The sequence below is a fragment of the Aeromicrobium sp. Root495 genome (assembly GCF_001426755.1).
Taxonomy (GTDB): Bacteria; Actinomycetota; Actinomycetes; order Propionibacteriales; family Nocardioidaceae; genus Aeromicrobium.
The window spans coordinates 419,873-445,365 of the sequence record NZ_LMFJ01000001.1; the positions used below are offsets into that span (position 1 = coordinate 419,873).

General features: G+C 71.0%; 24 protein-coding genes. 21 read left to right on the forward strand and 3 right to left on the reverse strand.

The window, feature by feature from the left end; genetic code table 11:
• The first annotated feature begins 22 nt into the window (after positions 1-22).
• The 4 genes from ASD11_RS02310 to ASD11_RS02320 all read left to right on the forward strand — a co-directional run bounded on the left by ASD11_RS02310 (position 23) and on the right by ASD11_RS02320 (position 4,540).
• Positions 23-1,033 carry a polyprenyl synthetase family protein gene (locus tag ASD11_RS02310; protein ID WP_056282743.1) on the forward strand — a complete coding sequence of 337 codons (1,011 nt, stop codon included), beginning with the start codon at positions 23-25 and terminating at the stop codon, positions 1,031-1,033.
• Positions 1,034-1,037: 4 nt separating this feature from the next.
• Positions 1,038-1,703 (forward strand): SDR family oxidoreductase, encoded by a 666-nt coding sequence (locus tag ASD11_RS02315; protein ID WP_056282746.1) that lies wholly within the window; start codon positions 1,038-1,040, stop codon positions 1,701-1,703.
• A 235-nt stretch (positions 1,704-1,938) separates the two neighbouring features.
• Positions 1,939-2,067, forward strand: a complete 129-nt coding sequence (locus ASD11_RS18785) for a hypothetical protein (RefSeq protein ID WP_268750672.1) — start codon at positions 1,939-1,941, stop codon at positions 2,065-2,067.
• Between the two features lie 103 nt (positions 2,068-2,170).
• Positions 2,171-4,540, forward strand: a complete 2,370-nt coding sequence (locus tag ASD11_RS02320) for a hypothetical protein (RefSeq protein ID WP_056282749.1) — start codon at positions 2,171-2,173, stop codon at positions 4,538-4,540.
• Between the two features lie 3 nt (positions 4,541-4,543).
• Here ASD11_RS02320 and rarD read toward each other — a convergent pair whose 3' ends face one another.
• On the reverse strand, positions 4,544-5,473 hold the full coding sequence (gene rarD, locus ASD11_RS02325) for an EamA family transporter RarD (RefSeq protein ID WP_056282752.1): 930 nt from the start codon (positions 5,471-5,473) through the stop codon (positions 4,544-4,546).
• A gap of 172 nt (positions 5,474-5,645) precedes the next feature.
• Between rarD and ASD11_RS02330 the strand changes: the two genes are divergently transcribed.
• Genes ASD11_RS02330 through purE form a run of 12 tightly spaced genes read left to right on the forward strand, consistent with a single transcriptional unit; the run spans position 5,646 to position 17,064 of the window.
• Entirely contained in the window at positions 5,646-6,428 is a 783-nt protein-coding gene (locus ASD11_RS02330) for an MlaE family ABC transporter permease (protein ID WP_082554108.1), read from the forward strand.
• A 13-nt stretch (positions 6,429-6,441) separates the two neighbouring features.
• On the forward strand, positions 6,442-7,254 hold the full coding sequence (locus ASD11_RS02335; protein WP_056282755.1) for an MlaE family ABC transporter permease: 813 nt from the start codon (positions 6,442-6,444) through the stop codon (positions 7,252-7,254).
• Positions 7,251-8,420 carry an MCE family protein gene (locus ASD11_RS02340; RefSeq protein WP_056282758.1) on the forward strand — a complete coding sequence of 390 codons (1,170 nt, stop codon included), beginning with the start codon at positions 7,251-7,253 and terminating at the stop codon, positions 8,418-8,420. Before ASD11_RS02335 ends, ASD11_RS02340 begins: the two co-directional genes overlap by 4 nt.
• Complete coding sequence (locus ASD11_RS02345) at positions 8,417-9,463, forward strand: MCE family protein (RefSeq protein ID WP_056282759.1); 1,047 nt, start codon at positions 8,417-8,419, stop codon at positions 9,461-9,463. The genes ASD11_RS02340 and ASD11_RS02345 overlap by 4 nt, the downstream gene beginning before the upstream one ends.
• Positions 9,460-10,422 (forward strand): MCE family protein, encoded by a 963-nt coding sequence (locus tag ASD11_RS02350; protein WP_056282762.1) that lies wholly within the window; start codon positions 9,460-9,462, stop codon positions 10,420-10,422. Before ASD11_RS02345 ends, ASD11_RS02350 begins: the two co-directional genes overlap by 4 nt.
• Positions 10,422-11,516 (forward strand): MCE family protein, encoded by a 1,095-nt coding sequence (locus ASD11_RS02355; RefSeq protein WP_156464548.1) that lies wholly within the window; start codon positions 10,422-10,424, stop codon positions 11,514-11,516. Before ASD11_RS02350 ends, ASD11_RS02355 begins: the two co-directional genes overlap by 1 nt.
• A complete protein-coding gene (locus ASD11_RS02360) occupies positions 11,516-12,685 on the forward strand; it encodes an MCE family protein (protein ID WP_056282766.1) in 1,170 nt (389 codons plus the stop codon). The genes ASD11_RS02355 and ASD11_RS02360 overlap by 1 nt, the downstream gene beginning before the upstream one ends.
• Positions 12,682-13,869 carry an MCE family protein gene (locus ASD11_RS02365; protein WP_082554110.1) on the forward strand — a complete coding sequence of 396 codons (1,188 nt, stop codon included), beginning with the start codon at positions 12,682-12,684 and terminating at the stop codon, positions 13,867-13,869. Before ASD11_RS02360 ends, ASD11_RS02365 begins: the two co-directional genes overlap by 4 nt.
• A gap of 47 nt (positions 13,870-13,916) precedes the next feature.
• A complete protein-coding gene (locus tag ASD11_RS02370) occupies positions 13,917-14,420 on the forward strand; it encodes a PH domain-containing protein (RefSeq protein ID WP_056282769.1) in 504 nt (167 codons plus the stop codon).
• Positions 14,417-15,415 carry an adenylate/guanylate cyclase domain-containing protein gene (locus tag ASD11_RS02375; RefSeq protein ID WP_056282773.1) on the forward strand — a complete coding sequence of 333 codons (999 nt, stop codon included), beginning with the start codon at positions 14,417-14,419 and terminating at the stop codon, positions 15,413-15,415. Before ASD11_RS02370 ends, ASD11_RS02375 begins: the two co-directional genes overlap by 4 nt.
• A gap of 10 nt (positions 15,416-15,425) precedes the next feature.
• Positions 15,426-16,565, forward strand: a complete 1,140-nt coding sequence (locus ASD11_RS02380) for a 5-(carboxyamino)imidazole ribonucleotide synthase (protein ID WP_056282777.1) — start codon at positions 15,426-15,428, stop codon at positions 16,563-16,565.
• A complete protein-coding gene (gene purE / locus ASD11_RS02385) occupies positions 16,558-17,064 on the forward strand; it encodes a 5-(carboxyamino)imidazole ribonucleotide mutase (RefSeq protein WP_056282780.1) in 507 nt (168 codons plus the stop codon). The genes ASD11_RS02380 and purE overlap by 8 nt, the downstream gene beginning before the upstream one ends.
• Before the next feature lie 24 nt (positions 17,065-17,088).
• Here the strand turns inward: purE and mqo are convergent, their stop codons facing one another.
• Positions 17,089-18,603, reverse strand: a complete 1,515-nt coding sequence (mqo, locus tag ASD11_RS02390) for a malate dehydrogenase (quinone) (protein ID WP_082554112.1) — start codon at positions 18,601-18,603, stop codon at positions 17,089-17,091.
• Positions 18,604-18,829: 226 nt separating this feature from the next.
• Here mqo and ASD11_RS02395 point away from each other — a divergent pair, with 226 nt between their 5' ends.
• Both ASD11_RS02395 and ASD11_RS02400 read left to right on the forward strand, forming a co-directional pair.
• A complete protein-coding gene (locus ASD11_RS02395) occupies positions 18,830-20,017 on the forward strand; it encodes an acyl-CoA dehydrogenase family protein (RefSeq protein WP_442854177.1) in 1,188 nt (395 codons plus the stop codon).
• A 58-nt stretch (positions 20,018-20,075) separates the two neighbouring features.
• Positions 20,076-20,396, forward strand: coding sequence for a putative quinol monooxygenase (locus ASD11_RS02400; RefSeq protein ID WP_056282783.1), 321 nt, complete (start codon positions 20,076-20,078; stop codon positions 20,394-20,396).
• A gap of 27 nt (positions 20,397-20,423) precedes the next feature.
• Here the strand turns inward: ASD11_RS02400 and ASD11_RS02405 are convergent, their stop codons facing one another.
• A complete protein-coding gene (locus tag ASD11_RS02405; protein WP_056288260.1) occupies positions 20,424-21,569 on the reverse strand; it encodes an LCP family protein in 1,146 nt (381 codons plus the stop codon).
• 142 nt (positions 21,570-21,711) lie between these two features.
• Between ASD11_RS02405 and ASD11_RS02410 the strand changes: the two genes are divergently transcribed.
• The 3 genes from ASD11_RS02410 to ASD11_RS02420 all read left to right on the forward strand — a co-directional run bounded on the left by ASD11_RS02410 (position 21,712) and on the right by ASD11_RS02420 (position 25,457).
• Positions 21,712-23,163 (forward strand): LCP family protein, encoded by a 1,452-nt coding sequence (locus tag ASD11_RS02410; protein ID WP_056282786.1) that lies wholly within the window; start codon positions 21,712-21,714, stop codon positions 23,161-23,163.
• Between the two features lie 79 nt (positions 23,164-23,242).
• Complete coding sequence (locus tag ASD11_RS02415) at positions 23,243-24,718, forward strand: LCP family protein (protein WP_056282788.1); 1,476 nt, start codon at positions 23,243-23,245, stop codon at positions 24,716-24,718.
• A 7-nt stretch (positions 24,719-24,725) separates the two neighbouring features.
• Positions 24,726-25,457: a S66 peptidase family protein gene (locus ASD11_RS02420; RefSeq protein WP_056282791.1), complete on the forward strand. Its 732-nt coding sequence runs from the start codon at positions 24,726-24,728 to the stop codon at positions 25,455-25,457.
• The last annotated feature ends 36 nt before the right edge of the window (positions 25,458-25,493 follow it).

The following is a 25,493-nucleotide window of genomic DNA, read 5'->3' on the forward strand; positions in this document are numbered from 1 at the left end:
TCATTCCTTGAGGAGTCCCGAGGTGACCACGCCCCGCCCCCGCAGCTCCGTCTTCGGTGCATCGTTCACCGACGACGCCCTCGAGGCGCGCGTCCAGGCCGGCTCGGAGAAGGCGGAGACGCTGCTCCACGAGACGGTCCACAGCACCGACCCGTTCGTCGCGGAGGCCGCCGCCCACCTGCTCGACGCCGGCGGCAAGCGCTTCCGACCGCTCCTCGTGCTGCTCGCCGCGGAGTTCGGCGACCCGCTGCACCCCGACGTCGTGCCCTCGGCAGTCGTCGTGGAGCTCACGCACCTCGCCTCGCTCTACCACGACGACGTCATGGACGAGGCCGACGTGCGCCGCGGTGCGCCCAGCGCCAACGCCCGCTGGGACAACACGCTGGCCATCCTCGTGGGCGACTACCTGTTCGCCGAGGCCTCCCGCCTCACGGCCTCCCTCGGTCCCGAGGCCGTGCGCCTACAGGCCGAGACCTTCTCGCGGCTCGTCAACGGCCAGATCCGCGAGACCATCGGTCCGCGCGACGGCCAGGACGCGCTCGAGCACTACCTCGGTGTCGTGGCCGACAAGACCGGCTCCCTGATCGCCACCTCGGCCCGCTTCGGTGCGCTCACCTCGCGTGCCACGCCGGAAGTCATCGACCTCCTCACCGAGTTCGGCGAGCGCATCGGCGCCGCCTTCCAGCTGGCCGACGACATCCTCGACATCGCGAGCGACAGCGAGGACTCCGGCAAGACGCCCGGCACCGACCTGCGCGAGGGCGTGCCCACGCTGCCCACCCTGCTGGCCCGCCGCTCCACCGACCCGGCCGACGCCGAGCTCGTGCGCCTGTTGTCCGGCCCCATCCACGACGACGACACGGTGGCCTCGGTCATCGCCACGCTGCGTACGCACCCGGCCCTCGAGGAGGCCCGCGGGCTCGTCCAGGCCGAGGCCGACCGCGCCCGCGAGCTCCTGCACCAGCTGCCCGAGGGACCGGCCCGCGCCACCCTCGACCTGCTCTGCGACACCGTCGCCTCCCGCCTCGGCTGACCCCGTGCCCCTGGCCCTCGTCACCGGCGCCGCCCGCGCCGACAGCATCGCCGCCGGGATCGTGACGCGTCTGCGTGCCGACGGCTGGGACGTCGCGACGTCCGACCTGGCCGGCACCGACTTCGATGCCGACCTCTCGACGCCCGATGGTCCAGGAGCGCTGCTCGAGGCCGTCGTGGAGGCACGGGGCCCGGTGGAAGCACTCGTCCTGAGCCACGCGCACGGCGTGGAGTCCGGCATCCTCGACACGACGGCCGAGAGCTTCGACCGTCATGTCGCCGTGAACGCTCGCGCGAGCCTGCTGCTCATCGCGGCGTTCGCGCGCCAGGTCCCCGACGGCGGGGGAGCGGTGGTGGCGCTCACGAGCGACCACACCACCGGCAACCTGCCGTACGGCGCGTCCAAGGGAGCCCTCGACCGCATCGTCATCTCGGCCGCCCGCGAGCTGGGCGGGCAGGGCATCTCCGCCAACGTCGTGAACCCCGGTCCGATCGACACCGGCTGGATGGACGACGAGACGCGCGAGGGTCTCGTTCCGTACCACCCGCTGGGGCGGCTCGGCCGCCCGCAGGACATCGCCGACGTCGTGGCGTTCCTGGTCTCGCCCGCCGGCCGCTGGGTCTCCGGCCAGCTCCTCAACGCCGACGGCGGCTTCACCGCCCGCTACTGACCGTCGGGCGGTGGATCTGCCACCGAAAGAACCAGCACCCGCGGTGAGCGGTGGATCTGCCACCGAATGACGGCCCATACGGTGGCAGATCCACCGCCCTGTGGGGGTCGGCGACGGCCGGCCAGCAGCCGATCGGGCCAAAACGTTCCCAGTGACCCCTCCGCGATGCCACACTGTGCGCAGGGAGTAGCCGCCGGTTGAGGGACCGGAGGCTCAGCACGAGGGAGAAAGAATCATGGATCGTCGCGCCACCACACTGATCGTCGCGTGGGCTGCTGCCGCAGCCTGCGTCCTGATGAGCCAGACCTCCGCCATGGCATCCTCGGACGCCATGGGATCGGTCGGCGTCCTGCTCGGTCACTGAGCCGCAGCAGCACCGCACCACGCACCACGCAGCACCGCTTCAATCGTCGTCCAGCGCTTGGGAGAGCGCTCTCGACGGAACACCCAGGACAAGGGAGAGTCCGATGCGACGTCATGTCGTCCATCTCATCGCCGCCACGCTGGTGGCCGGCACCGTCGCTGCTGTGCCGGTCGCAGCCGGGGCCGCCGCCGTGGCCCCCACCTCCGAGCAGCTGGGCACCGCGCTCGGCCTGCCCGCGGGCATCACGGCCGCCTTCGCCGGTGACCCGGCAGCAGCCGTCATCGCCACCAAGGCGTTCAACGACTTCCCCCGGCGGAGCCCCGCGGGCGCTGCTTCGGCGCAGACGTACGGCCAGGACGGCCAGTACCTCGTGATGTCCACGGGCAGGGCGGCGCAGATCTTCGACGAGTCCGCACTCGGTGCCTCGCGTCAGCCCTCCACCGACCTCGGTGCCGAGGACGACGGTGACACCGCCGCGCTCACGTTGACGGCTACCTCGGCCGCGGCGAGCCGCTGCCTGCTGGTGGACCTCGCGATGTCCACCGAGGAGCGCGTGCACACGTACACGACCGCTTCGCCGAGCGACACCATCTCGCTCAAGCGCGACGGCGACGAGACCCAGTACGCACGGCAGCCCGGAGCGCAGTACTTCAGCCAGGCGACGTCACCGGCCGAGCCGGTCGACTACTCCGTCAACGCCATCGACTACTGGCACGCCCCTGGAGACGAGGGCGACCGTGCGGTCGGTGACCAGGCCAATCCATGGGCGGAGTCGTCCGTGACCCCCTTCGACCACGTCACGCGGGTCGAGACCCTGGAGGTCCCGCTGCCCGCTGGACAGGACAACGTCGTCCGTCTTGCGATCAACGACGCCAACAACGACCTCCTCGACTCGGCCGCTCTCGTCGACCGGGTCAGGGTGGCTTCCAGGTGCTCCACGTCGAGCAACGCCTACACCGGACTCTCCACCCAGAACTTCGTCGTCCGCGGCGACCGCGGCATCGGCAACACCCTGACCGTCGACCCCGTCCCTGCCACCGACGCCATCGAGCGCTACGACGAGCTGGACAACGGCTGGTTCGCCGGAAGCGCTCGCGGGGTCGACCTGCGCTTCCGCTGGTACCGCACGCAGTACCTGTGCACGGCAGGTGCCGCTCTCTCGACGGACATGGACAAGTGGTCCCCCATCCCCGACGCCGACCGCCAGTCCTACGTGCCCACGGCCGCGGACAAGGGTCTGTGCCTCGTGGCGCTCGTCACCGGCGTGAAGGACGGCTGGCGGCACGAGACCTTCCCCAGCCCGACCGCTGACACGTGGAACGCGACCCTGCCGATCGGCAACGGAGTGTTCGCGGAGCCGAGCCTCCCCGTCATCTCTCAGCAGACGGCGAGCCCGGACGGCAAGATCCGGGTGGGTGACAAGCTGTCGGCGGCGGCAGCGGACTTCAAGCCGCGTCAGGACACCATGTCCTACCAGTGGTTCCAGGTGGCGCCGGACTCCACGCTGCTCACCAAGATCGTGGGCGCCACGGCCTCGGACTTCACGGTGACCTCGGCGCAGGCGGGCAAGAAGCTGGTCGTCGTCGTCACGGCCGAGCGCCTGAACTTCAACGACCGCGCCATCTCCAGCGCCCAGACCTCGCCCGTCCTGACGCAGGACATGACGAGCACCCCCGTGCCGACGATCGCCGGCTCTGTCGTGGCGGGACAGACCGTCACGGCCTCTCCCGGGACGTGGGAACCTGCGCCGGTGACCTTCTCGTACCAGTGGTATCTCGACGGTCAGATCCTGACGACCGCCAAGTCGGCCAACCTGACGTTGCGCCCTGAGTACGCGGGCAGGACGGTGGCCGTAGCGGTGACGGGCAGCAAGTCCGGGTACACCCCAGTCACGCGCACGAGCCAGACCAGCACGGTGGCCGGCGCGAGCATGGGCGGCGCCACCCCCACCATCACCGGGACGGCCAAGGTGGGCCAGACGCTCACGGGAGGCACGGCCGCCTCGTGGTCGCCCCTGGGTTCGAGCCTGACCTTCATCTGGCGAACGTCGGCCGGGGTGACGCTGATGAGCGGCACGAGCAGGACCCTCGTGGTTCCGGCCTCGGCTCTCGGAAAGACGATCAGCCTGACGATCCAGGGCGAGAAGTCCGGGTACGTGACGGCCATCCGCACGAGCGCCGCCACCGCCACCGTCAAGGCCGGGACGATCACGGCGTCGGCGGTCCGGGTCTCCGGCACGGCCAAGGTGGGTCGGACGCTCACGGCCTACGCCGGCACGTGGCGCCCGACGCCGGTCAAGCTCAGCTATCGCTGGTACGCCAACAACAAGCCGATCACCGGGGCGGTCCGGTCGAAGTTCAAGATCCCGTCGTGGGCGAAGGGCCGACGTCTCAAGGTCAAGGTCACCGGGACCAAGACGGGCTTCACGTCCACCTACCGGGTGAGCGCTCAGACGTCGCGGGTCGCCCGCTAGCCGTCAGTACGCGGCACTCTCGGCGGCGACCCTCAGGGTCTGGCGCCGGGAGCGCACCGCGTCGACGGTGAAGATCACGAGGGCGGTCCACACCAGCACGAAGCCGGCCCAGCGGGCGGCGCTCATGGCCTCGTCGAAGACGAGCAGGCCGAGGACGAACTGCAGCACGGGTCCGAGGTACTGCAGGAGGCCGATGGTGGAGAGCGACAGGCGTGTCGCGGCCGCGCCGAAGAGCAGGAGCGGGATGGACGTCACCACACCGGTGCCCACCAGCAGCAGGACGTTCCCCGCGCCCTCGTGGCCGAACGCGAGCTCTCCGCGGAGCTGGAGCACCACCAGGAACGCGAGGGCGAACGGCGCGAGGATGAGCGTCTCCATGCCGAGTCCCTCGAAGGTGCCGAGGTCGGCCTTCTTCTTGAGGAAGCCGTAGGTGGCGAACGAGAACGCGACGAGCAGGGCGACCCACGGCGGGCGGCCGTAGTCGACCGCGAGCACGACGACCGCAGCGCCGCCGATGGCCACGGCCACCCACTGGGCCGGCCGCAGCGTCTCGCGCAGCACGAAGACGCCGAGCAGCACCGTGACGAGCGGGTTGATGAAGTACCCGAGCGACGTCTCGATGACGTGTCCGTTGGTGACGCCGTAGATGAACCCGCCCCAGTTGAGGGCGATCGTGATGGACGCGAGGGTGAGAGCGACCATGAGGCGGCTCTGCCGCGCGATCGCGGTGAAGGCCCGCCAGCGACCGGTCCCCGCGATGAGCGCGAGCACGAAGACGAGCGACCACACGATCCGGTGCGCCAGGATCTCGAGCGCACCGGCCGGCTCGAGCAGGGGCCAGTACAGCGGGAAGAACCCCCAGCACAGGTACGCGGCCACACCCAGCGTGATGCCGCGGCCGTCGTTCTGCGGAGGGGCGGGTGCGTGCGTCACGCGTCGACATTACGCCCGTCCGGTACCGATCCGACCGTCGCCTCGGGGCCTCTGGCTCGTTGCACGGCGTGAGCGGCGCCACAGCGGATCGGCCCTCCGTACCCTCGGGTATGGTACGGTCCTGCGATGTGCCTCAGGTCACAGGCCTGACCCACGGACGAACGGAGACGCGATGACGAGCGTGACGACCCGGCGCCCCACCGTGCTGGACGCCGTCGGCGAGTTCTTCCTGTTCGTGGCCGACATCGTCCGCGGTCTGTTCGCGGGACCGTTCCAGGCCAAGGAGGCCGTGCAGCAGGGCTGGAACCTCGTGCGTGTCGTGGTCATCCCCACGGCCCTCGTGTCCATCCCGCTCGGCGCGGTCGTGGCGCTGCAGGTCGGCAGCCTCACCCAGCAGCTCGGGGCCCAGAGCTTCTCGGGAGCGGCGTCCGTCGTGGCGATCGTGCGCGAGGGAGCGCCCCTCGCGACAGCCCTCCTCCTCGCCGGGGCGGGTGGCTCGGCCATCTGCGCCGACTTCGGCTCACGCAACATCCGCGAGGAGATCGACGCCCTGCGCGTCCTCGGCGTCGACGTCGTGTACCGGCTCGTCGTCCCGCGGGTGGTCGCGGCCGTCGTGGTCTCGACGCTCGTCACCGGCATGGTCATGGGCGTCGGCATCGCGGGCGGGTACTTCTTCAACGTCGTCCTGCAGCACGGCACGTCAGGCGTCTTCGTGGAGTCGTTCCGCCAGTTCGCCACGATCCCCGACCTGGCCTCGAGCCTGCTCAAGGGCGCCGTCTTCGGCGCCATCGCGGCCGTCGTCGGCTCGTTCAAGGGGTTGCGGGCGGGCGGCGGCCCCAAGGGTGTGGGCCAGGCCGTCAACGAGTCGGTCGTCATCACCTTCCTCCTGCTGTTCACGGTCAACTACGCCATGAGCGCGGTCTACCTGCAGCTCTTCCCCGGACAGTCCGCATGAGGGCGGCGCGGTCATGAGTGCCGTCGACGGGTGGAGCCCGTTCGAGCGGCTCGGCCACCAGCTGCGGTTCTACCGCCAGTCCGTCGCGTGGACGCCGCGGACGCTGGCGCGCTACCGCCGTGAGGTCCGCTCGGTCCTCGCCGACCTCGCCTTCGGCCAGGGTGCGCTGGCCGTGGTGGGCGGCACGGTCGGTGTCATGATCGCGCTCTCGTACGCCGTCGGGGCCCAGGTGGGCCTGCAGAGCCACGCCGCGCTCGACCAGCTGGGCGCCACCAACTTCGCCGCCTTCCTGTCGGCCTACTTCAACACCCGTGAGTCGGCACCGCTCATCGCCGGGGTCGCGCTGGCCGCCACGGTGGGGTGCGGCTTCACGGCCCAGCTCGGAGCCATGCGCATCAACGAGGAGGTCGACGCGCTCGAGGTGATGGGTCTGCCGTCCATCCCGTTCCTCGTGACGACCCGGATGGTGGCGGCCGTGATCGCGGTCGTCCCGCTGTACGCGATCGGCCTGTTCTCGTCGTACTACGCCACCCGCGTCGTCACCACGGGGCTCTTCGGGCAGTCCGCCGGCACGTACGACCACTACTTCACGCAGTACCTGGCACCCGTCGACGTGATGTGGTCGTTCGGCAAGGTGCTCGTGTTCGCCGCCGCCATCATCCTCGTCCACTGCTACTACGGCTACTACGCCTCGGGCGGTCCCGCCGGGGTGGGCGTGGCCGTGGGCCGGGCGATCCGCACGTCGATCGTGGCCCTCACCCTCATCGACTTCTTCATCAGCTTCGCGGTGTGGGGCTCGACCACGACCGTGAGGATCACCGGATGAGCGGTCTCGCCACGAGCCGCGCCGACGCGTGGCGTCTGCGGGGGCAGGGACTGCTCTACGTGGCGGTCGTCGCGGGCCTGGTCTGGGTCTCCGTCGCCGCCTACCAGAAGGTGTTCACCGACCACATCACCGTGGTCGTCGACGCGCGACGGGCCGGTGCGCAGCTGAACGTCGGCGGCGACGTCCGCATGAACGGCGCCATCGTGGGACGGGTCAGCAAGGTCGACTCCTCGGCGTCCGGTGCCGCCGTGCACCTCCAGCTCGACCGCACCGCCTCGCGGCGCATCCCGGCCGCGGTGAGGGCGAGCATCATGCCCACGACGCTCTTCGGCCAGAAGTACGTCGAGCTCACCTCGGCCGACGTCGTCCGGGCCGACGACCACCTCGACGACGGCGACCACGTGGCCGAGGACCGATCGGCCGAGGCGGTGGAGCTCACCCAGGTGGTGGACGACCTGCAGCCCGTGCTCACCGCGGTGCAGCCGCAGAAGCTCGCCGCCACCCTGGGAGCCCTCTCCTCGAGCCTCGACGGGCGGGGCACCCAGCTGGCCCGGACCATGGAGACGGCCACGGCCTACCTCGCCGACCTCAACCGCCTGACCCCGACGTTCGAGCGTGACCTCGCCCTGCTGCGCGACGTGAGCGGCCAGTACGCCGAGGTCGCGCCCGACCTGCTGGCGGTGGCCGACGACGCGTCCACCACGGCGCGCACCCTGGCCACCCGCTCGGACGACCTGGAGTCGCTCGTCCTGGGGCTGAGCGACGTCTCCGACGCCGGGACGAGGCTGCTGACCTCGAGCCGGGAGAACATCCGCCGGGCCACGTCGGTGAGCCGCCCGACCCTCGAGCTGCTCGCGGAGTACTCGCCCGAGCTCGTGTGCTCGCTGCAGGGGTTCGAGGCGGCCCGCGACGACGCGGCGGCCCAGATCCGTGGCGGCTCGGTGAACGGCGAGTTCACGATCACCCAGCCGGCCGCGGGCTACACCGCCGACGACGCGCTGGTGAACGGGGAGGTGGGGACCGGCCCCAGCTGCCGGGGCCTGCCGGACGTCGAGATCCCCTATCCGTCCATCGACCTCGACGACGGGGTGGGACCCGAGGCGGCCGCTGCGACCGGGGTCCAGCCCTCCTCGCTCGCCTCCCTCCTGCTCGGTGGGTCGCTGTGAACCCCCGCCTGCCCGGCCTCAAGCTGGCCCTGTTCGCCGTGGCCTCGGTCCTCGTGGTGGTCACGATCGCCGCCACGATCCGCCCCTTCGGCTCGAGCGGCGCCACCCGGTCGTACACGGCCGAGCTCACGTCGGCGAGCCGCCTGCAGGTGGGCGACGACGTCCGGGTGGCGGGCGTCAAGGTCGGCCGGGTCACGAAGGTCTCGGTGACTCCCGACGCGCGGGCGAGGATCGGCTTCGACGTCGCGGACGACCTGGCCCTCACCACGGCGTCGCGCCTGCAGGTCCGCTACCTGAACCTGGTGGGCGATCGGTACGTCGCCCTGGTCGACGACGGCTCGAGCGACACGGCCCAGCCCACCGGGACCATGCTCACCACCGCACGCACCCAGCCGGCCCTCGACCTCAACGACCTCCTCGGGGGCTTCAAGCCGCTCTTCGCCGCCCTCGACCCCGACCAGGTCAATGCCCTCGCCCTCGACATCGTGAAGACGCTCCAGGGTGACGGCGGGACGGTGCGCCGGCTCGTGGCACGCACCGCGGCGCTCACCACGGGACTCGCGGAGCGCGACGAGCTGATCGGCTCGGTCGTCACCAACCTCGACACCACGGTCGGGACCGTCGCCGACCGGCACCGCGAGCTCGAGGGCCTCCTCGCCGGGCTGCGGTCCTTCGTCTCGGGGCTCGCGAAGGACCGGAAGGCCATCGGCGCCTCCCTGGGGCACATCGACGAGCTGACGAGCCTCTCGTCCGACCTCGTGGCGAAGGCCCGCCCGTCCACCCGGGCCGACCTCGCCCACCTCAAGGAGGTGGCGGCGGCCCTGGGCTCGGCCGAGGGCACGGCGGTGGTCGACCACACGCTCGACTTCCTGCCCGGGAAGCTCCAGACGATGGTGCGGACGGCCTCCTACGGGTCGTGGTTCAACTACTACGTGTGCTCGGTCGGGCTGCGGATCGACACCGCGATGCCGATCGACGCCGTGGTGGGCGACCTGCTCGAGCGGATCAGGCTCGTCGACACGGCCGCGAGGTGCTCCGGATGATCGACAGGCTGAAGGAGCGGCCGGCGGTCGTGGGCCTCGTGGGCATCGCCGTGTGCGTCCTCCTCCTCGTGGGCTCCATGCAGGTGGGGAACCTCCCGATCGGGCGCGGGGCGAGCGTCGCGGCCGACTTCACCGACGCGAGCGGCCTGTCCACGGGCGACCCGGTCGAGGTGGCAGGGGTCCGCGTGGGCCGCGTCGAGGACATCGCGATCGAGGGCGACCACGTGCGCGTGCGCTTCACGATCGACCCGGTCGTGCGGCTGGGTGGGTCCACGTCCGCCGCCGTGCGGGTGGGCAGCCTGCTCGGCAGCAAGTACCTCGAGATCACCCCCGCGGGCACGGGGCGCCTCGAGGGCGCGATCCCCACCGGTCGCACCGACCCTGCCTACGACGTGGTGGCCGCCTTCGGCGACCTCACCGAGACGGTGGACGCGATCGACAGCACCCGGCTCGCTGCGGCTCTCGACGCTGTCTCCGACACGTTCGAGGGGTCCGGCCCCGACGTCCGGGCGGCGGTGAGGGGGCTGTCACGACTGTCGCGCACCGTAGCCAGTCGCGACACCGAGATCCGTCGGCTGCTCGACCACTCGGCCACCCTGACGGGCTCGCTCGCCGACAGCCGCGACGACGTCGGGGCGCTCGTCCGCGACGCGTCCCTCCTGCTTCGCGAGGTCGATCGTCGCCGCGAGGCCATCGACGGGGTGGTGGAGCACAGCGCCGACCTGTCGGTCCAGCTCCGCGGACTCGTGAAGGACAACCAGGCCACCATCGGTCCGGCGCTCGACGACCTCGACACCGTCGTGACGCTGCTGAGGAAGAAGCAGAAGAACCTCGCCCTGACGGTCCACCGGCTCGCCGTCTTCGCGCGGGTCTTCAACAACACGATCGGCAGCGGCCCGTGGTTCGACTCCTACCTCGGCAACGTCCCGGACTCGGTGCGGCTGGAGGAGGCTCCGTGATGCCGATCTCCGCACCGCGCCCCCGCCTCGTCGTCCTCGTCGTCGCGTCCCTTCTGCTCGTGGCCGGGATCCTGGTGGCGACGCGCGACACGGAACGGACGGTCAACGCCGTGTTCCCCCGGACGGTGGGGCTCTACGAGGGCTCTGACGTGCGGATCATGGGGGTGAACGTCGGTGAGGTGCGGTCCATCAGTCCGCGCGGCACGTCAGTCCTCGTCTCCATGACGTACGACGCCCGGTACACCCTGCCGGCCGACGCCAAGGCGGTCATCGTCGCTCCCTCGGTCATCGCCGACCGCTTCGTCCAGCTCACCCCGTCGTACCGCGGTGGCGCGGCGCTGCCCGACCACGCCACGCTCGGGGTGAGGTCCACGGGCGTGCCGATCGAGCTCGACCAGACCTTCGACGCCACGAACCGCTTCCTGGGCGCGCTGGGGCCGGACGGCGCGAACCGGGACGGCGCGCTCTCACGTCTGCTCGGGGTGGGTGCTGACCTCCTCGAGGGCCAGGGCGCACCGCTGCGCGGGGCGCTGCGTGACGTCGCCGACGCCACCGAGACCTTCGCCGACGGCAGCGCCGACGCGTCGAGGACGGTGCAGAACCTCAGCGAGGTGACCGGGACGCTCGCCGACTACGACGACGACGTGCGCAGCTTCACGGAGGAGCTCGCCACAGTGTCCTCGACCCTCGCCGACGACAGCGCCGACATCTCCACGCTGCTCAGGACGCTGGCCACCGGCCTCGGCGAGGTGGAGTCCTTCGTGCGCGACAACCGCGTCACCCTCGCCCGCGACGTCTCGGGCCTGCGTGACGTCGCGGACACCCTGGTCTCGGAGAAGGCCGCCCTGGCGGAGGTGGTCGACCTCCTGCCGCTGGGCTTCACCAACCTCGTCGAGACCTACGACGCGCCGGCCGGCTCGGTCCGCACGCGGGCCAACTTCACGGAGATCGCGCGCGCGATCGACAAGGTCGTCTGCGCGGCCGTCGAGAAGTCGGCCGGCGACGGCGCGAAGCCCGTGTGCGACGTGCTGACCCGGCTCATCGACGGTCTGCCGATCATCCGTGACGGACTCGACCTCCCGGGAGGATCGTGATGCGACGCCTCCTCCCGGTCCTCCTGGTGCTGCTCCTGACCGGATGCGGCTTCAGCGGGCTGTCCGACCTGCCGCTGCCGGGATCGCCCGACGCCGGCCCCGATCCGCGCACGGTCACCGCCGAGCTCGACGACGTCCTCAACCTCACGACCGACTCCACCGTGCGCAGGGACGGCGTGACCGTCGGGAAGGTCACGGCCATCGAGCGCAAGGGGTGGAAGGCCGTCATCACGATGGAGCTCGAGCGGTCGGTCCCGGTCCCGTCGAACGTGCGGGTCCGGGTGGCCCAGACCAGCCTGCTCGGTGAGAAGTACGTCGACCTGCAGGCGCCGGGCGACCCGCGGGGGAGCCTCGCCGACGGCGCGACCGTCCCGCTCGAGCGCACGAGCCGGGGGACCGAGGTGGAGGAGACGCTCGGCGCCCTGGCGCTGCTGCTCAACGGCGGCGGCGTGGCCCAGCTGCAGACCATCACCCGCGAGCTGGACACCGCCCTGGACGACGGCCGGGCCCGGGACTTCCTGGGCGAGCTCGAGACCTTCGTGTCCACGCTGGACCGGAACCGCAGCACGATCGTGGCAGCGCTCGAGAACGTGGACCGGCTGACGAGGACCGTCAACGCCGACCGCGACACGGTCGAGCGCGCCCTCGACGAGATCGGTCCAGGGATCAGGAGCCTCGCCGCTCAGCGCAAGCAGCTCGTCGCCATGCTGGGGAGGCTCTCCCGGTTCGGCGCCGTGACGTCGGCCGTCATCCGCGAGTCCGGCGACGACCTCGTCGCCGACCTGGAGGCCCTGCGTCCCGTGCTGGCCCAGCTCGATGCCTACGGCAAGGGACTGCCCGACGCCGTCGCGGCGGCGCTCAACTTCCCGTTCCCCGAGAACGTCCTCGACGCGGTGAAGGGCGACTACACCAACCTGAACGTCACGGTGAACCTCTCGCCGCTCGGCCTGCTGGGCAACATCGGGGGCGACCAGGGCTTCGGGGAGGGCCTCGTCGACCTGGTCCCCGGGCTCTCGCCCGTCGTCCCCGACGTCCCCGCGTCCGGCCGGGCTCCGACGGTCCTGCCCCGGCCGGTCCCCACGGGGCTCCCGGCCCCCGGGCCCGCGACCACCCCGGCGGCCGAGCCGCTGGACGGGCTCCTCGGCCTCCTGACGGGCGGCGGACGATGAGGCGCCGGCTCCTGCTCTTCACCGTGGTCGCGCTCGTGGCCACCTCGTTCGTGGGGGTGCGCTACGCCGGCCTGTGGGAGCGGATCCGCCCCACCACCTACGAGGTGGCCGTGGAGCTCGCCGACAGCGGTGGCCTGTTCGAGCGGGCCGAGGTCACCTTCCGCGGTGTCACGGTGGGCCGGGTCGACGAGCTGGAGTTCCGGACGGACGGGGTGGTCGCCCACCTCGCGATCGAGCCCGCCTGGAGGATCCCGTCCGACCTCGCGGCCGAGGTGCACAACCGATCGGCCGTCGGCGAGCAGTACATCGACCTCGTGCCGCGCCGCGACGCCGGGCCCTACCTCGCGGCCGGCGCCACGATCGACCGCGCCGACACGTCCACGCCGGTCGACGAGTCCGAGCTGCTGCTGACGATCGACCGCTTCCTCACCTCCGTGCCGCGCGACGACCTCAGGACCGTCGTCGACGAGCTGGGCACGGCCTTCGACGGCGCGGGGAAGGACCTGCAGAAGATCCTCGACGGCTCCGCCACGATCCTGCAGGAGGCCAGGACCTCCCTCCCCGCGCTGCGCCGTGTCCTGAGGGACGGCGGCACGGTGCTCCAGACCCAGGACGACCAGTCCACGGTCATCGCGAGCTTCCTGGGGGACCTCAGCACCGTCGCCGGGGTCGTCGGCGACCAGGACGGCGACCTGCGCCTCATCCTCAGTCGCGGTGGGCCGGCCGCCCAGGAGACGGCGGCGTTGTTCGAGGACCTCCAGCCCTCGCTCGGCCCCCTGCTGGGCAGCCTCGCCGACCTGGGGCAGATCACGTTCGACCGCATCGACGGCGTCGAGCAGGCGCTCGTCGCGCTGCCGTACGCCCTCGCCAGTGCCCGGACGCCCGGCCGCGACGGGCTGGCCCACTTCTCGTTCGTGGAGGCCCTGACGCCCGACCCGTGCCGGCAGGGCTACGTCCCGGCCGGGCGGTGGCGCAGCCCCAACGACCTGACCCAGGCCCCCATGAGCGACGACGTCGGCTGTGCCGAGGCGCGGGGGACCATCCCGCGAGGGTCGGCGAGCGTCTCGGAACGCTCGTACGTCGGCTCCGGCAGCGACGACCGGGGTCGCGCCGCGGTGATCGGCCCCGTGGACGGGCCGGGGGACTTCCGCTCCCTCTTCACGGCCCCTCTGCTGACGCGGTGATGCCGAAGGGGTGACGCGGGCAGGTCCCGGGGTGAGAGAATCCCGTCATGGCCCTGTCCCGCAAGCTCATGCTCGACGGCGAGAAGTCGATCACCACCACGCGCACGCACGTGAAGGTGCTGTTCCTCCCGTTCCTGATCCTCATCGTCGTGGCTGCGGCAGGAGGCTTCCTCTTCGGCAAGACCAAGGACACGTGGGACGGCAATCTCGGCTACGTCGTGCTCGCGGTCGCCGTGGTGCTCGTCCTCTGGGGCACGGTGCTGCCGTTCCTGCGCTGGTACCTCTGGACGTACACGCTCACCAACAAGCGACTCGTCGAGCAGAAGGGGATCCTGACGCGTCAGGGTCGCGTGATCCCGTTGAGCCGCGTCAACGACGTGGCCTTCGAGAAGAACCTCAACGACCGGGTCCTGGGCTGCGGCACGCTGATCATCCACGACGCCAGCGAGCAGGCCGGCCTCGAGCTCCGCGACATCCCGCACATCGAGGACTTCCACCGCACCATCGCGAGTCTCGTCGACGTGGCGCACGGCGCCGGTGAAGCCGTGTGATCGATCGAGTCCGACTCCGTGAGGAGCTCGCGCAGCTGATCCGTGGCGACGCCGGCTCCCTCACGAGCGCCGACGTCGCGGAGAAGGCCGGCTCCGACCTCGTCACGGTGGAGCGCTTCTGGCGCTCCCTGGGCTTCCCCGACGCCGGCGACGAGGTGGCGTACAGCGACACCGACGTCGAGGTCGTGGAGATCATCGTCGGTGCCATGCGGTCGGGGATGCTGCACGAGGACACCGTCATGCGGCTCGCGCGGGCCCTGGGCCACACCATGGCGCGCCTCGCCGACTGGCAGGTCACCACGATCGTCGACCAGATCGGCGCCGACGTCCTGGAGGGCCGGGCCGAGAGTCGCCTCGCGTCGGCCGTCGATCTCGCGCGCGCCACGGTGCCCGACTTCGAGCGGGTCATGCTCTACGCGTGGCGGCGTCAGCTGGCCGCCGCGGCGGCGCGGGTCGAGGCGCTCGGTGCGGTCGACGCCGAGCTGCTGTCCACGTCCATGACCGTCGGGTTCGCCGACCTGTCCCGCTTCACGGCGATGTCCAACACGCTCGACGACGCGGGACTGGGCGAGCTGGTCGAGAACTTCGAGAACCGCGCCACCGACGTCGTCGTGGCGGGCGGCGGTCGCGTCATCAAGGCGCTCGGCGACGCCGTCCTGTTCGTCAACCCGGATCCTCGGGCAGCCGTCGTCACGGCGCTCGACGTCGTGCAGCACATCAGCCAGCGGCCCGAGCTGCCGTCCGTGCGCGTGGGGCTGGCCACCGGCTCGGTGCTCAACCGGCTGGGCGACGTGTTCGGCCCACCGGTCAACCTGGCCGCTCGGCTCTCCGACGTGGCGCGGAGCAACCGCGTCCTCGTCGACTCGGTCACGGCCGGCGCGCTCGACCCGGCGGAGTTCGAGACGCGGCCCCTGCCGCAGCGGTCCCTGCGTGGTTTCGGCGAGGTCTCGCCCATCACGGTCTCTCGGCGTCGGGGCTTCCGCGCGCACGGATAGGCTGTCGCGCGTGACAGGACGTGAGCTCGCCGTGATCGGCGGAGGCCAGCTGGCCCGGATGATGCAGCCGCCCGCCATCGCCCTGGGGCTCCACCTGCGGCTGCTGGCCGAGGGACCCGACGTGAGCGCGGCCCAGGTCATCCCCGACCACGTGGTCGGGGACCACACGGTGCTGGCCGACCTGCGCACCGCGGTGGCCGACGCCCCGGTGGTCACGTTCGACCACGAGCACGTGCCCTCCGAGCACCTCGAGGCGCTGGCCGCCGAGGGGCACGCCTGCCGTCCGGGACCGCACGCCCTGCTCTTCGCGCAGGACAAGGCGCTCATGCGGGAGCGCATGCACGAGATCGGCGTCCCCGGGCCCGCGGCTGCGGTCGTGGCTGACCCGGCGGCGCTCGACGCGTTCGCAGCGACCGTGGGCGGATATCCGGTGGTCGTCAAGACCACGCGGGGCGGCTACGACGGCAAGGGTGTCTGGTTCGTCCACTCGGCGGCCGAGGCCGCCGAGGCCTTCGCGTCCGGCCGGGTGCTCCTGGCCGAGGAGCGGGTCGACTTCCGACGCGAGCTGTCGGCCCAGGTGGCGCGGAACCCCTCGGGCCAGACCGAGGTTTACCCCGTCGTGGAGTCCCGCCAGAAGGACGGCATCTGCAAGGAGGTCATCGCCCCGGCGCCCGACCTCGACCCGGCCCTGGCCGCCCAGGCGCAGGAGATCGCGGTCCTGGTCGCCACCGAGCTCGACGTCACGGGCATGCTCGCCGTCGAGCTGTTCGAGACCGCCGACGGCCGGGTGCTGGTCAACGAGCTGGCCATGCGACCGCACAACACCGGTCACTGGTCCATCGACGGGGCCGTCACGAGCCAGTTCGAGAACCACCTGCGCGCCGTCCTCGACCTGCCGCTCGGGCCGTCCACGCCGCTGGCACCGTGGACCGTCATGGTCAACGTGCTGGGCGGCGCCGTGAACGACCTCGACGCCGCTCTCGTCGACGTCCTCGCCGCCGTGCCCCAGGCCAAGGCCCACCTGTACGGCAAGGCGGTCAAGCCGGGCCGCAAGGTCGGTCACGTCACCGTGACCGGGACCCAGCTCGACGCCACGCTCGACGCCGCACGCCGCGCCGTCGCCCTCCTCGAAGGAGCACCACATGAGTGAGTCCGCGCAGGCCCGCCCCCGGGTCGGCATCGTCATGGGGTCGGACTCCGACTGGCCCACCATGCAGGCGGCCGCCGAGGCCCTCAGCGAGCTGGGTGTCGCCTACGAGGCCGACGTCGTCTCGGCGCACCGCATGCCCGACGAGATGCTGGCCTACGGCCGGGAGGCCCACGGGCGCGGGCTCGAGGTCGTCATCGCCGGCGCCGGGGGAGCCGCCCATCTGCCGGGCATGCTCGCGTCCGTCACGCCGCTGCCGGTCATCGGCGTGCCCGTGCCGCTCAAGTACCTCGACGGCATGGACTCCCTGCTCTCCATCGTGCAGATGCCGGCCGGCGTCCCGGTGGCCACCGTCTCCATCGGCGGCGCCCGCAACGCGGGACTGCTGGCGGTGCGGATCCTGGCCACGGGTGACCTCGTGCTCACCGAGCGGATGCTCGACTTCCAGGCCGAGCTGGCCGACGTCGCCCGCGCCAAGGGCGCGAACGTCCGCGACCGCTAGCCGGTCCGTCCCGCCGGCTCCGCCTCAGTCGAGGCCGAGCGTGCGGTTCGTGTAGAGCCGCAGGTCCTCGAGGAGCGAGGGGTTGTCGGAGAGGTCGACGCCGTAGGACGGAACGAGGTCCTTGAGCTTGCTCTCCCACGTGCCGATGCGCGAGGGGAAGCAGCGCTCGAGCACGTCGAGCATCGCCGACACGGCCGTGGACGCACCCGGGGAGGCGCCGAGCAGGCCCGCGATGGAGCCGTCGGCGGCGCTCACGACGGTGGTGCCGAACTCGAGCGCACCGCCGTGGCCCTTCTTGCGCACGACCTGGACGCGCTGACCGGCGGTGATGAGCTCCCAGTCGTCGTCCTGGGCCAGCGGGGCGAACTCGCGCAGGTTGTTGACCTTGGCCTTGCGGGTCTTGGCCAGCTCCAGCACGAGGTACTTGATGAGACCCCAGGAGGTGACGCCGACGGCCGCCATGGGCGCGAGGTTGTGCGCCCGGATCGAGAAGGGCAGGTCGGTGAACGAGCCCTCCTTGAGGAACTTGGGCGTCCAGCCGGCGTAGGGGCCGAACAGCAGGGAGCGTCGGCCGTCGATGACGCGGGTGTCGAGGTGCGGGACGGACATGGGCGGCGCGCCCACGGGAGCCATGCCGTAGACCTTGGCGTCGTGCTTCTCGGCGACGGCCTCGTCGGTGCAGCGGATGAACTCACCGCTCACGGGGAAGCCGGCGAAGCCGCGGATCTCGGGGATCCCGGCCTTCTGCAGCAGCGTGATGGCGCCGCCACCGGCGCCCACGAACACGAACCTGGCGTGGACGGTGACGGTGCGGCCGACGTCCTTGTCCTTGACCTTGGCGGTCCAGGAGCCGTCGCTGTTGCGCTCGAGGTTCTTGACGTGGTGGTTGTAGAGGACGTCGGCACCCTCGTCGGAGAGGTGGTCGATGTACTGCGTCGTGAGGGCGCCGAAGTCGACGTCGGTGCCGTGGTCGGTCCAGCTGATGGCGACGTCCTGGTCGGCCGGACGGCCCTCGGCCATGAGCGGGAGGCGCCGTGCGAACTCGGTGTTGTCGTCGATGAACTCGATGCCGGCGAAGAGCGGGTTGCCCGCCAGGGTGTCGTAGCGCTTGCGCAGGTAGTCGATGTTCTGGCGACCCTCCACGAAGCTCACGTGGGGCACGGGGTTGATGAAGGAGGCGGGGTCCTTGAGCAGGCCGTTCTCGATGGAGTGCGACCAGAACTGGCGGGAGAGCTGGAACTGCTCGTTGACGGTGATGGCCTTGCTGACGTCGACGGAGCCGTCGGGCATCTGCGGCGTGTAGTTGAGCTCGCACAGGGCGGAGTGGCCCGTGCCGGCGTTGTTCCAGGGATCGGAGCTCTCGCGCGCGGGTCGGTCGAGACGCTCCAGGAGCGTGATGGACCAGTCGGGCTCGAGGGTCTTCAACATCGCTCCGAGCGTGGCACTCATGATGCCGGCGCCCACGAGCAGCACGTCGGTGGTGATGCGCTCGGGGGTGGCGGAGGGACGTGCAGCAGGAACGTTCGCGCTCGAGGTCACGCGGTCATCTCCCAGTGGGTCGAGGATGGCGGGGGGAGGGCCAGACACTGCAGGCCCAACAGATCAACTCTGCCTGGAGGTACCGGTGTCCCGCGACTCGTACGCGTGTGACATTCATCGGCCTGTTGTGATCTTCGTCGCCCGGAGGCCTCTCGAGTCGGGGTCCGAGCCTCTCGCGACGTAGAATCACTAGGACGTCCAAGCATTCTTTGAGGAGCACCCCCACGTGACCGCGTTCTTGACCGACACCGCCCCCGACCTGTTCGTCCTCTCCGAGGAGCACCAGGCGATCCGCCAGGCGGTCCGCCAGGTCGCGGAGGCCAAGATCGCTCCCTTCGCCGCCGACGTCGACGAGCGGGCACGCTTCCCGCACGAGGCCAACGAGGCGCTCAAGGCACTCGACTTCCACGCGCCCCACGTGCCGGAGGAGTACGGGGGAGCGGGCGCCGACGCGCTCGCCACCGTCCTCGTGATCGAGGAGGTCGCCCGGGTCGACGTCTCGGCCTCCCTCATCCCCGCCGTCAACAAGCTGGGGTCGCTGCCGGTGCAGATCGGCGGCAACGAGGAGATCAAGGCCAAGTACCTGGGCCGGCTGGCCCGCGGTGAGGGCGGCTTCTCGTACTGCCTCTCCGAGCCCGACGCCGGCTCCGACGCCGCCAACCAGAAGACGCGCGCCGTGCGCGACGGCGACGGCTGGCGCCTCAACGGCGTGAAGCGCTGGATCTCCAACGCCGGCGAGTCCGAGTACTACACGGTGCTCGCGCAGACCGACCCCGAGAAGCGCACGAAGGGCATCACGGCCTTCGTCGTCGAGAAGTCCGACGCGGGCGTCTCCTTCGGCGCCCCGGAGAAGAAGCTCGGCATCAAGGGCTCGCCGACGCTCGAGGTCTACCTCGACGACGTCTGGATCCCCGGCGACCGCATCATCGGCGAGGTCGGCGAGGGCTTCTCCATCGCCATGAAGACGCTCGACCACACGCGCGTGACCATCGCCGCGCAGGCCGTGGGCGTGGCCCAGGGCGCGCTCGACTACGCGATCGGCTACGTCCAGGAGCGCCAGCAGTTCGGCAAGGCCATCGCCGAGTTCCAGGGCCTGCAGTTCATGCTCGCCGACATGGGCATGAAGGTCGAGGCCGCTCGCCAGCTCACGTACGCGGCGGCCGGCCGCTCCGAGCGCGGCGACAAGGACCTCACGTTCTTCGGCGCCGCGGCCAAGGCCTTCGCGTCCGACACCGCCATGCAGGTCACGACCGACGCCGTGCAGCTGCTCGGCGGCTACGGCTTCACCCGCGACTACCCCGTGGAGCGCATGATGCGCGACGCCAAGATCACCCAGATCTACGAGGGCACCAACCAGGTCCAGCGCATCGTGATGGCCCGCCAGCTCCTCGCCGGGGTCCAGTCCACGCTCTGACCGGGCGCCCTGCTCCCGCCCCTTTGCGCTGTCCACGGGGCGGGGGCAGGGTGGAGCCATGATCGTCATCACCGCACGTTTCCGGGTCAAGGCCGAGCACGCCGACGAGTGGCCCCAGATCACCCGAGCCTTCACGGAGGCCACGCGCGCCGAGGCGGGCAACCTCTGGTTCGACTGGTCGCGCAGCCTCGAGGACCCGCAGGAGTACGTCCTGATCGAGGCCTTCCAGGACGACGCCGCCGAGGCGCACGTGACGTCGGCGCACTTCAAGCAGGCCCAGGCCGACCTCCCCGCCCACCTCGAGGAGACGCCCCGCGTCATCAACGCGACCGTCCCCGGCACGGAGTGGTCCGAGCTGGGCGAGATGACCGTCGACTGACCCGGTCACGTCGAGCGGCGCGCTGGCTCAGCTGCCCTTCGGGAGGCCGTCCTTGGTGCAGAGGTCGCCGATGGACTGCGTGCGGTCGGCCTTGATGTAGCCGAACATCTTCTGGCTGCGCTCAGGGTCCCAGCGCACCGAGAAGTCGGCGACGGGGACGGTGCAGCTGAGACCGTCCTGGCCCATGGCGCCCTTGAGCGCGAGCGCGAACTTCACGAGGTCGTACGCTCCCGTGGAGTCGCCCACCTGCACCGACGACGCCGCCCCGTGGGTGACGCCCCAGTAGCGGAACGGGTTCAGGAACGTGGACGGGCGCGCGGCGCGCTGGGCGATGCCCGACATGACCTCGCGCTGGCTCTGCACCCGCTGGATGTCCTGCGAGGCGAAGCTGTGGCGGTTGCGTGAGTAGGCGAGGGCCGTCCGGCCGTCGACGTCCTGGCAGCCCTTCTTCACGTCGAGCCCGGAGTCCTTGTCCTTGAGGTTCTCCTTGGGGCAGATCTCCACGCCGCCGAGGGCGTCGACCACGTTGACGAGACCGCCGAACCCGACCTCCACGTAGTCGTCGATCGCGATGCCGGTGTTCTGCTCGATGGTCTTCACGAGGAGCTTGGGCCCACCGAAGGCGTAGGCCGCGTTGATCTTGGTGGTGCCGTAGCCCGGGATGTCGACGATGGAGTCGCGCGGGATCGACATGAGGAGCGAGGGGCCGCTGCCGGAGTGCAGCAGCATGATGGTGTCGGTGCGGCCACGACCGCCTCCGTCGCCGCCGGTGCTGAGCTCCTTCTGCTCGGCCTTGGTGAGGCCCTTGCGGCTGTCGGAGCCGACGAGCAGGAACGTGGTGCCCGGCTGCGAGCCGGGACGGTCGCCGGACGGGCTGGACTCGACCTTGCTCACGGTGGAGTACGCGTGCCAGGGCGCGATGACGAGGTAGGCGAGCCACGCCAGGAGCACCACGACGACGATGCGGAAGACCCGCTTGCCGGTGCCGGCCCTGCGACGGCTGGACCCGCCGCCGCCGTCCGAACCACCCGGGCCGCGGCCGCCGCGCCCGGGGGGCGGCAGGTTGGGCGGGGGGAGGTCGGGACCGGCGGGGGCCACCTGGGTGGCTCGGTCGTCCTCGCCGGCACCCCCGTAGAGCCAGCCGTAGCGGTCTTCGGGTCGCTGCTCGGGCATGGACCGAGCGTAGATGACGGGGTGCACGCCCTCGTCGCACCGCGCGAAACGGCTCGGCGTGTCGCGCGGCAACCTCGACCTCGCCTTGAGACTTCTGTGTGAGGATCGGGACGACCTCATTCCCTTCCCCAGTGAGGACACGATGGACGTCCAAGGCCCCGCTGCGCGACCTGCTCTGGCAGGCGACCCGCGCTCCTCAGCCGACCGCATCCAGCTCCGCCGGGCCGTCACGCTGACCCTCATGACGCTCGTCATGCCGGGGTCGGCACAGCTCGTCACCGGTCACCGCACGATCGGCCGCATCGCCATCCGCGTCTGGCTCACGTGCCTCGCCGTCGGCTCGGTCCTGCTCCTCCTGGCGCTCACGTCGCGCGAGACCCTGCTCAAGCTCCTCCTGGACCCGCGCATCTCCACCCTCGGCCGCTGGTTCCTGATCCTGGGCGCCGTCACGTGGGTCCTGCTGCTCCTCGACGCCTGGCGACTCGGCCGACCCCTCCAGCTGCCGCGCAAGCACCGGCTGTGGATGACGGGCCTCAACGGCGTGCTCTGCATGGTCACCGCCGGCGTCATGTTCTTCGCCGCCCACCTCGTGAGCGTGCAGAACGGGTTCATCGGTGCGGTCTTCGCGTCCGAGACCACGAGCAAGCCCGAGGCCGGCCGCTACAACGTGCTCCTCATGGGCACCGACTCCGGCCCCGACCGCAGCGGCATGCGCCCGGACTCCATGACGGTCGCGAGCATCGACGCCGAGACCGGCCGCACCGTGCTGATCGGCATGCCGCGCAACCTGCAGGACATCCGCTTCCCCGAGGGCTCCTTCATGAAGAAGGCGTTCCCCGACACCTTCGACTGCGACGGCTGCTACCTCAACGCCTTGAACACCTGGGCCAACGACCACGCCAAGGAGCTCGGCGCCAAGACCGTCGGTCAGCGCACGCCGGGCATCCAGGCCACGATGGACGCCGTCTCCGAGGCCACGGGCCTCAAGCTCAACTACTACGGGCTCGTCAACATGCACGGCTTCTCCGAGCTGATCGACGCCGTGGGTGGCGTGACCCTCAACGTCCGCGAGCGCACCGCCATCGGCGGCATCGGGTCGCCCATCCGTGGCTACATCGAGCCCGGCGAGCAGCAGCTCACGGGCGACCAGGCCCTCTGGTACGGCCGCAGTCGCGTGCTCAACAACGACTTCTCCCGCATGGGCCGCCAGAAGTGCGTCATGAACGCGATGCTGCACCAGCTGAGTCCCCAGAAGGTCCTGCTCAACGTGCAGAAGATCGCCGACTCGAGCAAGACGCTCCTCGACACCGACATCCCGCAGTCCGACCTGGCCACCTTCATCGACCTGGCGCTCAAGGCGAAGTCGGCCCCGCTCTCCACGGTCTCCCTCGTCCCGCCGGCCATCTACACGGGCAACCCGGACTGGAAGAAGGTCCGGTCCATGGTGTCCAAGGCCATCGACAAGGCCGAGGGCAAGAAGGCCGCTCCCCGGGTCGGCGTCACGGCGGCACGGCTCCCCACGCTCGAGGTCGGGACCGCCGAGAAGGACCCGGTCAAGGCCAACGACACCGCCGACCTCTCCTCGACCTGCTGACGCGATGAGTCGGGTTGGCCACCACCATCGCGACCCTTCGGTCATACTGGACCTTCGACGGCCGGACTGACGAGGAACCATGACGCATCGCGCGAGTCTCCTGGGCCGCGGCTACGACGACAGGTTCGACTCGCCGCGCCTCAGGTTCCGTCGCGCCCTCACGCTCGGGCTGATGTCGGTGTTCCTGCCCGGCTCGGCCCAGGTGGCCAAGGGTCACAAGGTGCTCGGCTGGCTCGCCACCCTCGTGTGGTTCGGCGTGGTCGGCGCCGCCGGCTACGTCTTCTGGACGCACCGCGACGGCCGTGCCCAGCTCCTCAACCTGGCCGTCGACCCGGCCGTGCTCCTGTGGCTGCGCGTCGTCCTCATCGGCGGCGCGGTGCTCTGGTTCATCCTCTTCGTCGACGCCATCCGCCTGGCGCGTCCCCGGCTGCTGCCGCGCTGGCGCCGGGGCTTCGTGCTGCTCCTGGCCACGGCCACGAGCGTCGCCGTGGTGGGCGGGACGGCCTACGCCTCCCAGATCGTGAAGGCGCAGCGCGAGGTGGTCACCAAGGTCTTCACCGCCAAGAAGATCAGCCAGCCGCTCAAGGGTCGGTACAACATCCTGCTGATGGGCTCGGACTCCGGCAAGGACCGCACCGGCATCCGGCCCGACTCTCTCACGGTCGTCAGCATCGACGCCGACACGGGCCGAGCCGTCCTGGTCTCGCTGCCGCGCAACCTGCAGAACGTGCCGTTCTCCAAGGGCTCGCCCATGCTGCAGGCCTATCCCAACGGCTACAACTGCGGCTCGGAGTGCCTCATCAACGCGGTGCACACCACGGCCCAGAACCGCAAGGACCTGTACCCGAACGCCAAGGACCCCGGCCTCGAGGCCACGATCGACGCCGTCCAGGGCGCCACCGACCTCAAGATCAACTACTGGGTCATGATCAACCTCAAGGGCTTCCGCAAGCTCGTCGACGCCGTCGGCGGTGTCGAGATGGACGTCAAGACGCAGATCGCGATGTTCGGCCACGACGACGCCTACAAGCAGAAGTACATCGAGCCCGGCCGGCAGAAGCTCGACGGCCAGCAGGCCCTCTGGTACGCCCGCAGCCGCGTGCAGTCCGACGACTACACCCGCATGGGCCGGCAGAAGTGCCTCATGTCGGCCATGCTCGGCCAGCTCAGCCCGCAGAAGGTCCTGGCCAACGCCATCGAGCTGGGCAACTCCAGCAAGGAGCTCATCTCCACGAGCATCCCGGGCAAGGAGTTCGGGCCGTTCGCCGACCTCGCCCTCAAGGCGCGGGGCCAGAACATCTCCACCGTCTCGCTCGTGCCTCCCGCCGTCGACACCGTGAACCCCGACTTCCCGGCCATCCACCGGCTCATCGCCGAGGGGATCGAGAAGTCGGAGCGGATCGACGCCAGGGTGGCCGAGAAGAAGGCCTCGCCCGATGCGTCCGAGTCGCCGTCGTCGAGCCCCTCGGCCTCGCCCAGCCCGTCGGCCACGCCGTCGGACGACGACTCGCAGGCATCGGCCAACAACGCCAGCGACCTCACCAGCGCCTGCTGACCCCGCCATGAGCCCCGCCCCGCTCGTGGCAGGTGACCGGGTGGCCCTGCTGGCCACGGCCGGACCGATCGTCGCCGCCAACCTGGAGCGCGCGCAGGACCTGCTCGTCTCGTGGGGCCTGGTGCCGGTGACGTGCCCCAGCGCCACGGCCCGGCACCCGCGCGCGCCGTACCTCGCCGGCGGCGACGAGCAGCGGGCCCGCGACCTCGAGGACGCCTGGTGCGACCCGTCGGTCCGGGCGATCTTCTGCCTGCGGGGCGGGTACGGCACGATCCGCCTGCTCGACCGGCTCGACGTCGCGCGCATGGCCGCGGCCGAGCCCAAGCCCGTCCTCGGGAGCTCGGACGTCACGGCCCTGCACGACTGGCTCCGCGAGGTGCTGGGCGTCCCGGACGTCTCGTGGTTCTCGCCCATGCTGGCCAGCGCGCCGCTGCTGGACCACCCCGCCGCCGTCACGAGCCTGCGCTCGGCGCTGTTCGCCCCGCACGAGCCCGTCCTCGTGCGGGGACCGGACACGGTCGTGCTCCAGACCGGTGCGCCGGTGACCGGCCCGCTCGTGGGCGGGACCGTCGCGCTCCTGGCCATGACCCTGGGCGCCGGACCCGTGCCCGACCACGTCGGATGCATCGCCCTGCTCGAGGACGTGGGGGAGCGGACGTACCGGCTCGACGCCTACCTCAACGCGCTGCTGCGGGCCGGGTGGTTCGAGGGCGTGGCAGGCGTGGCGCTGGGGAGCTGAAAGGACTGCGACCCCGTCGAGGAGGTGCACGACCTC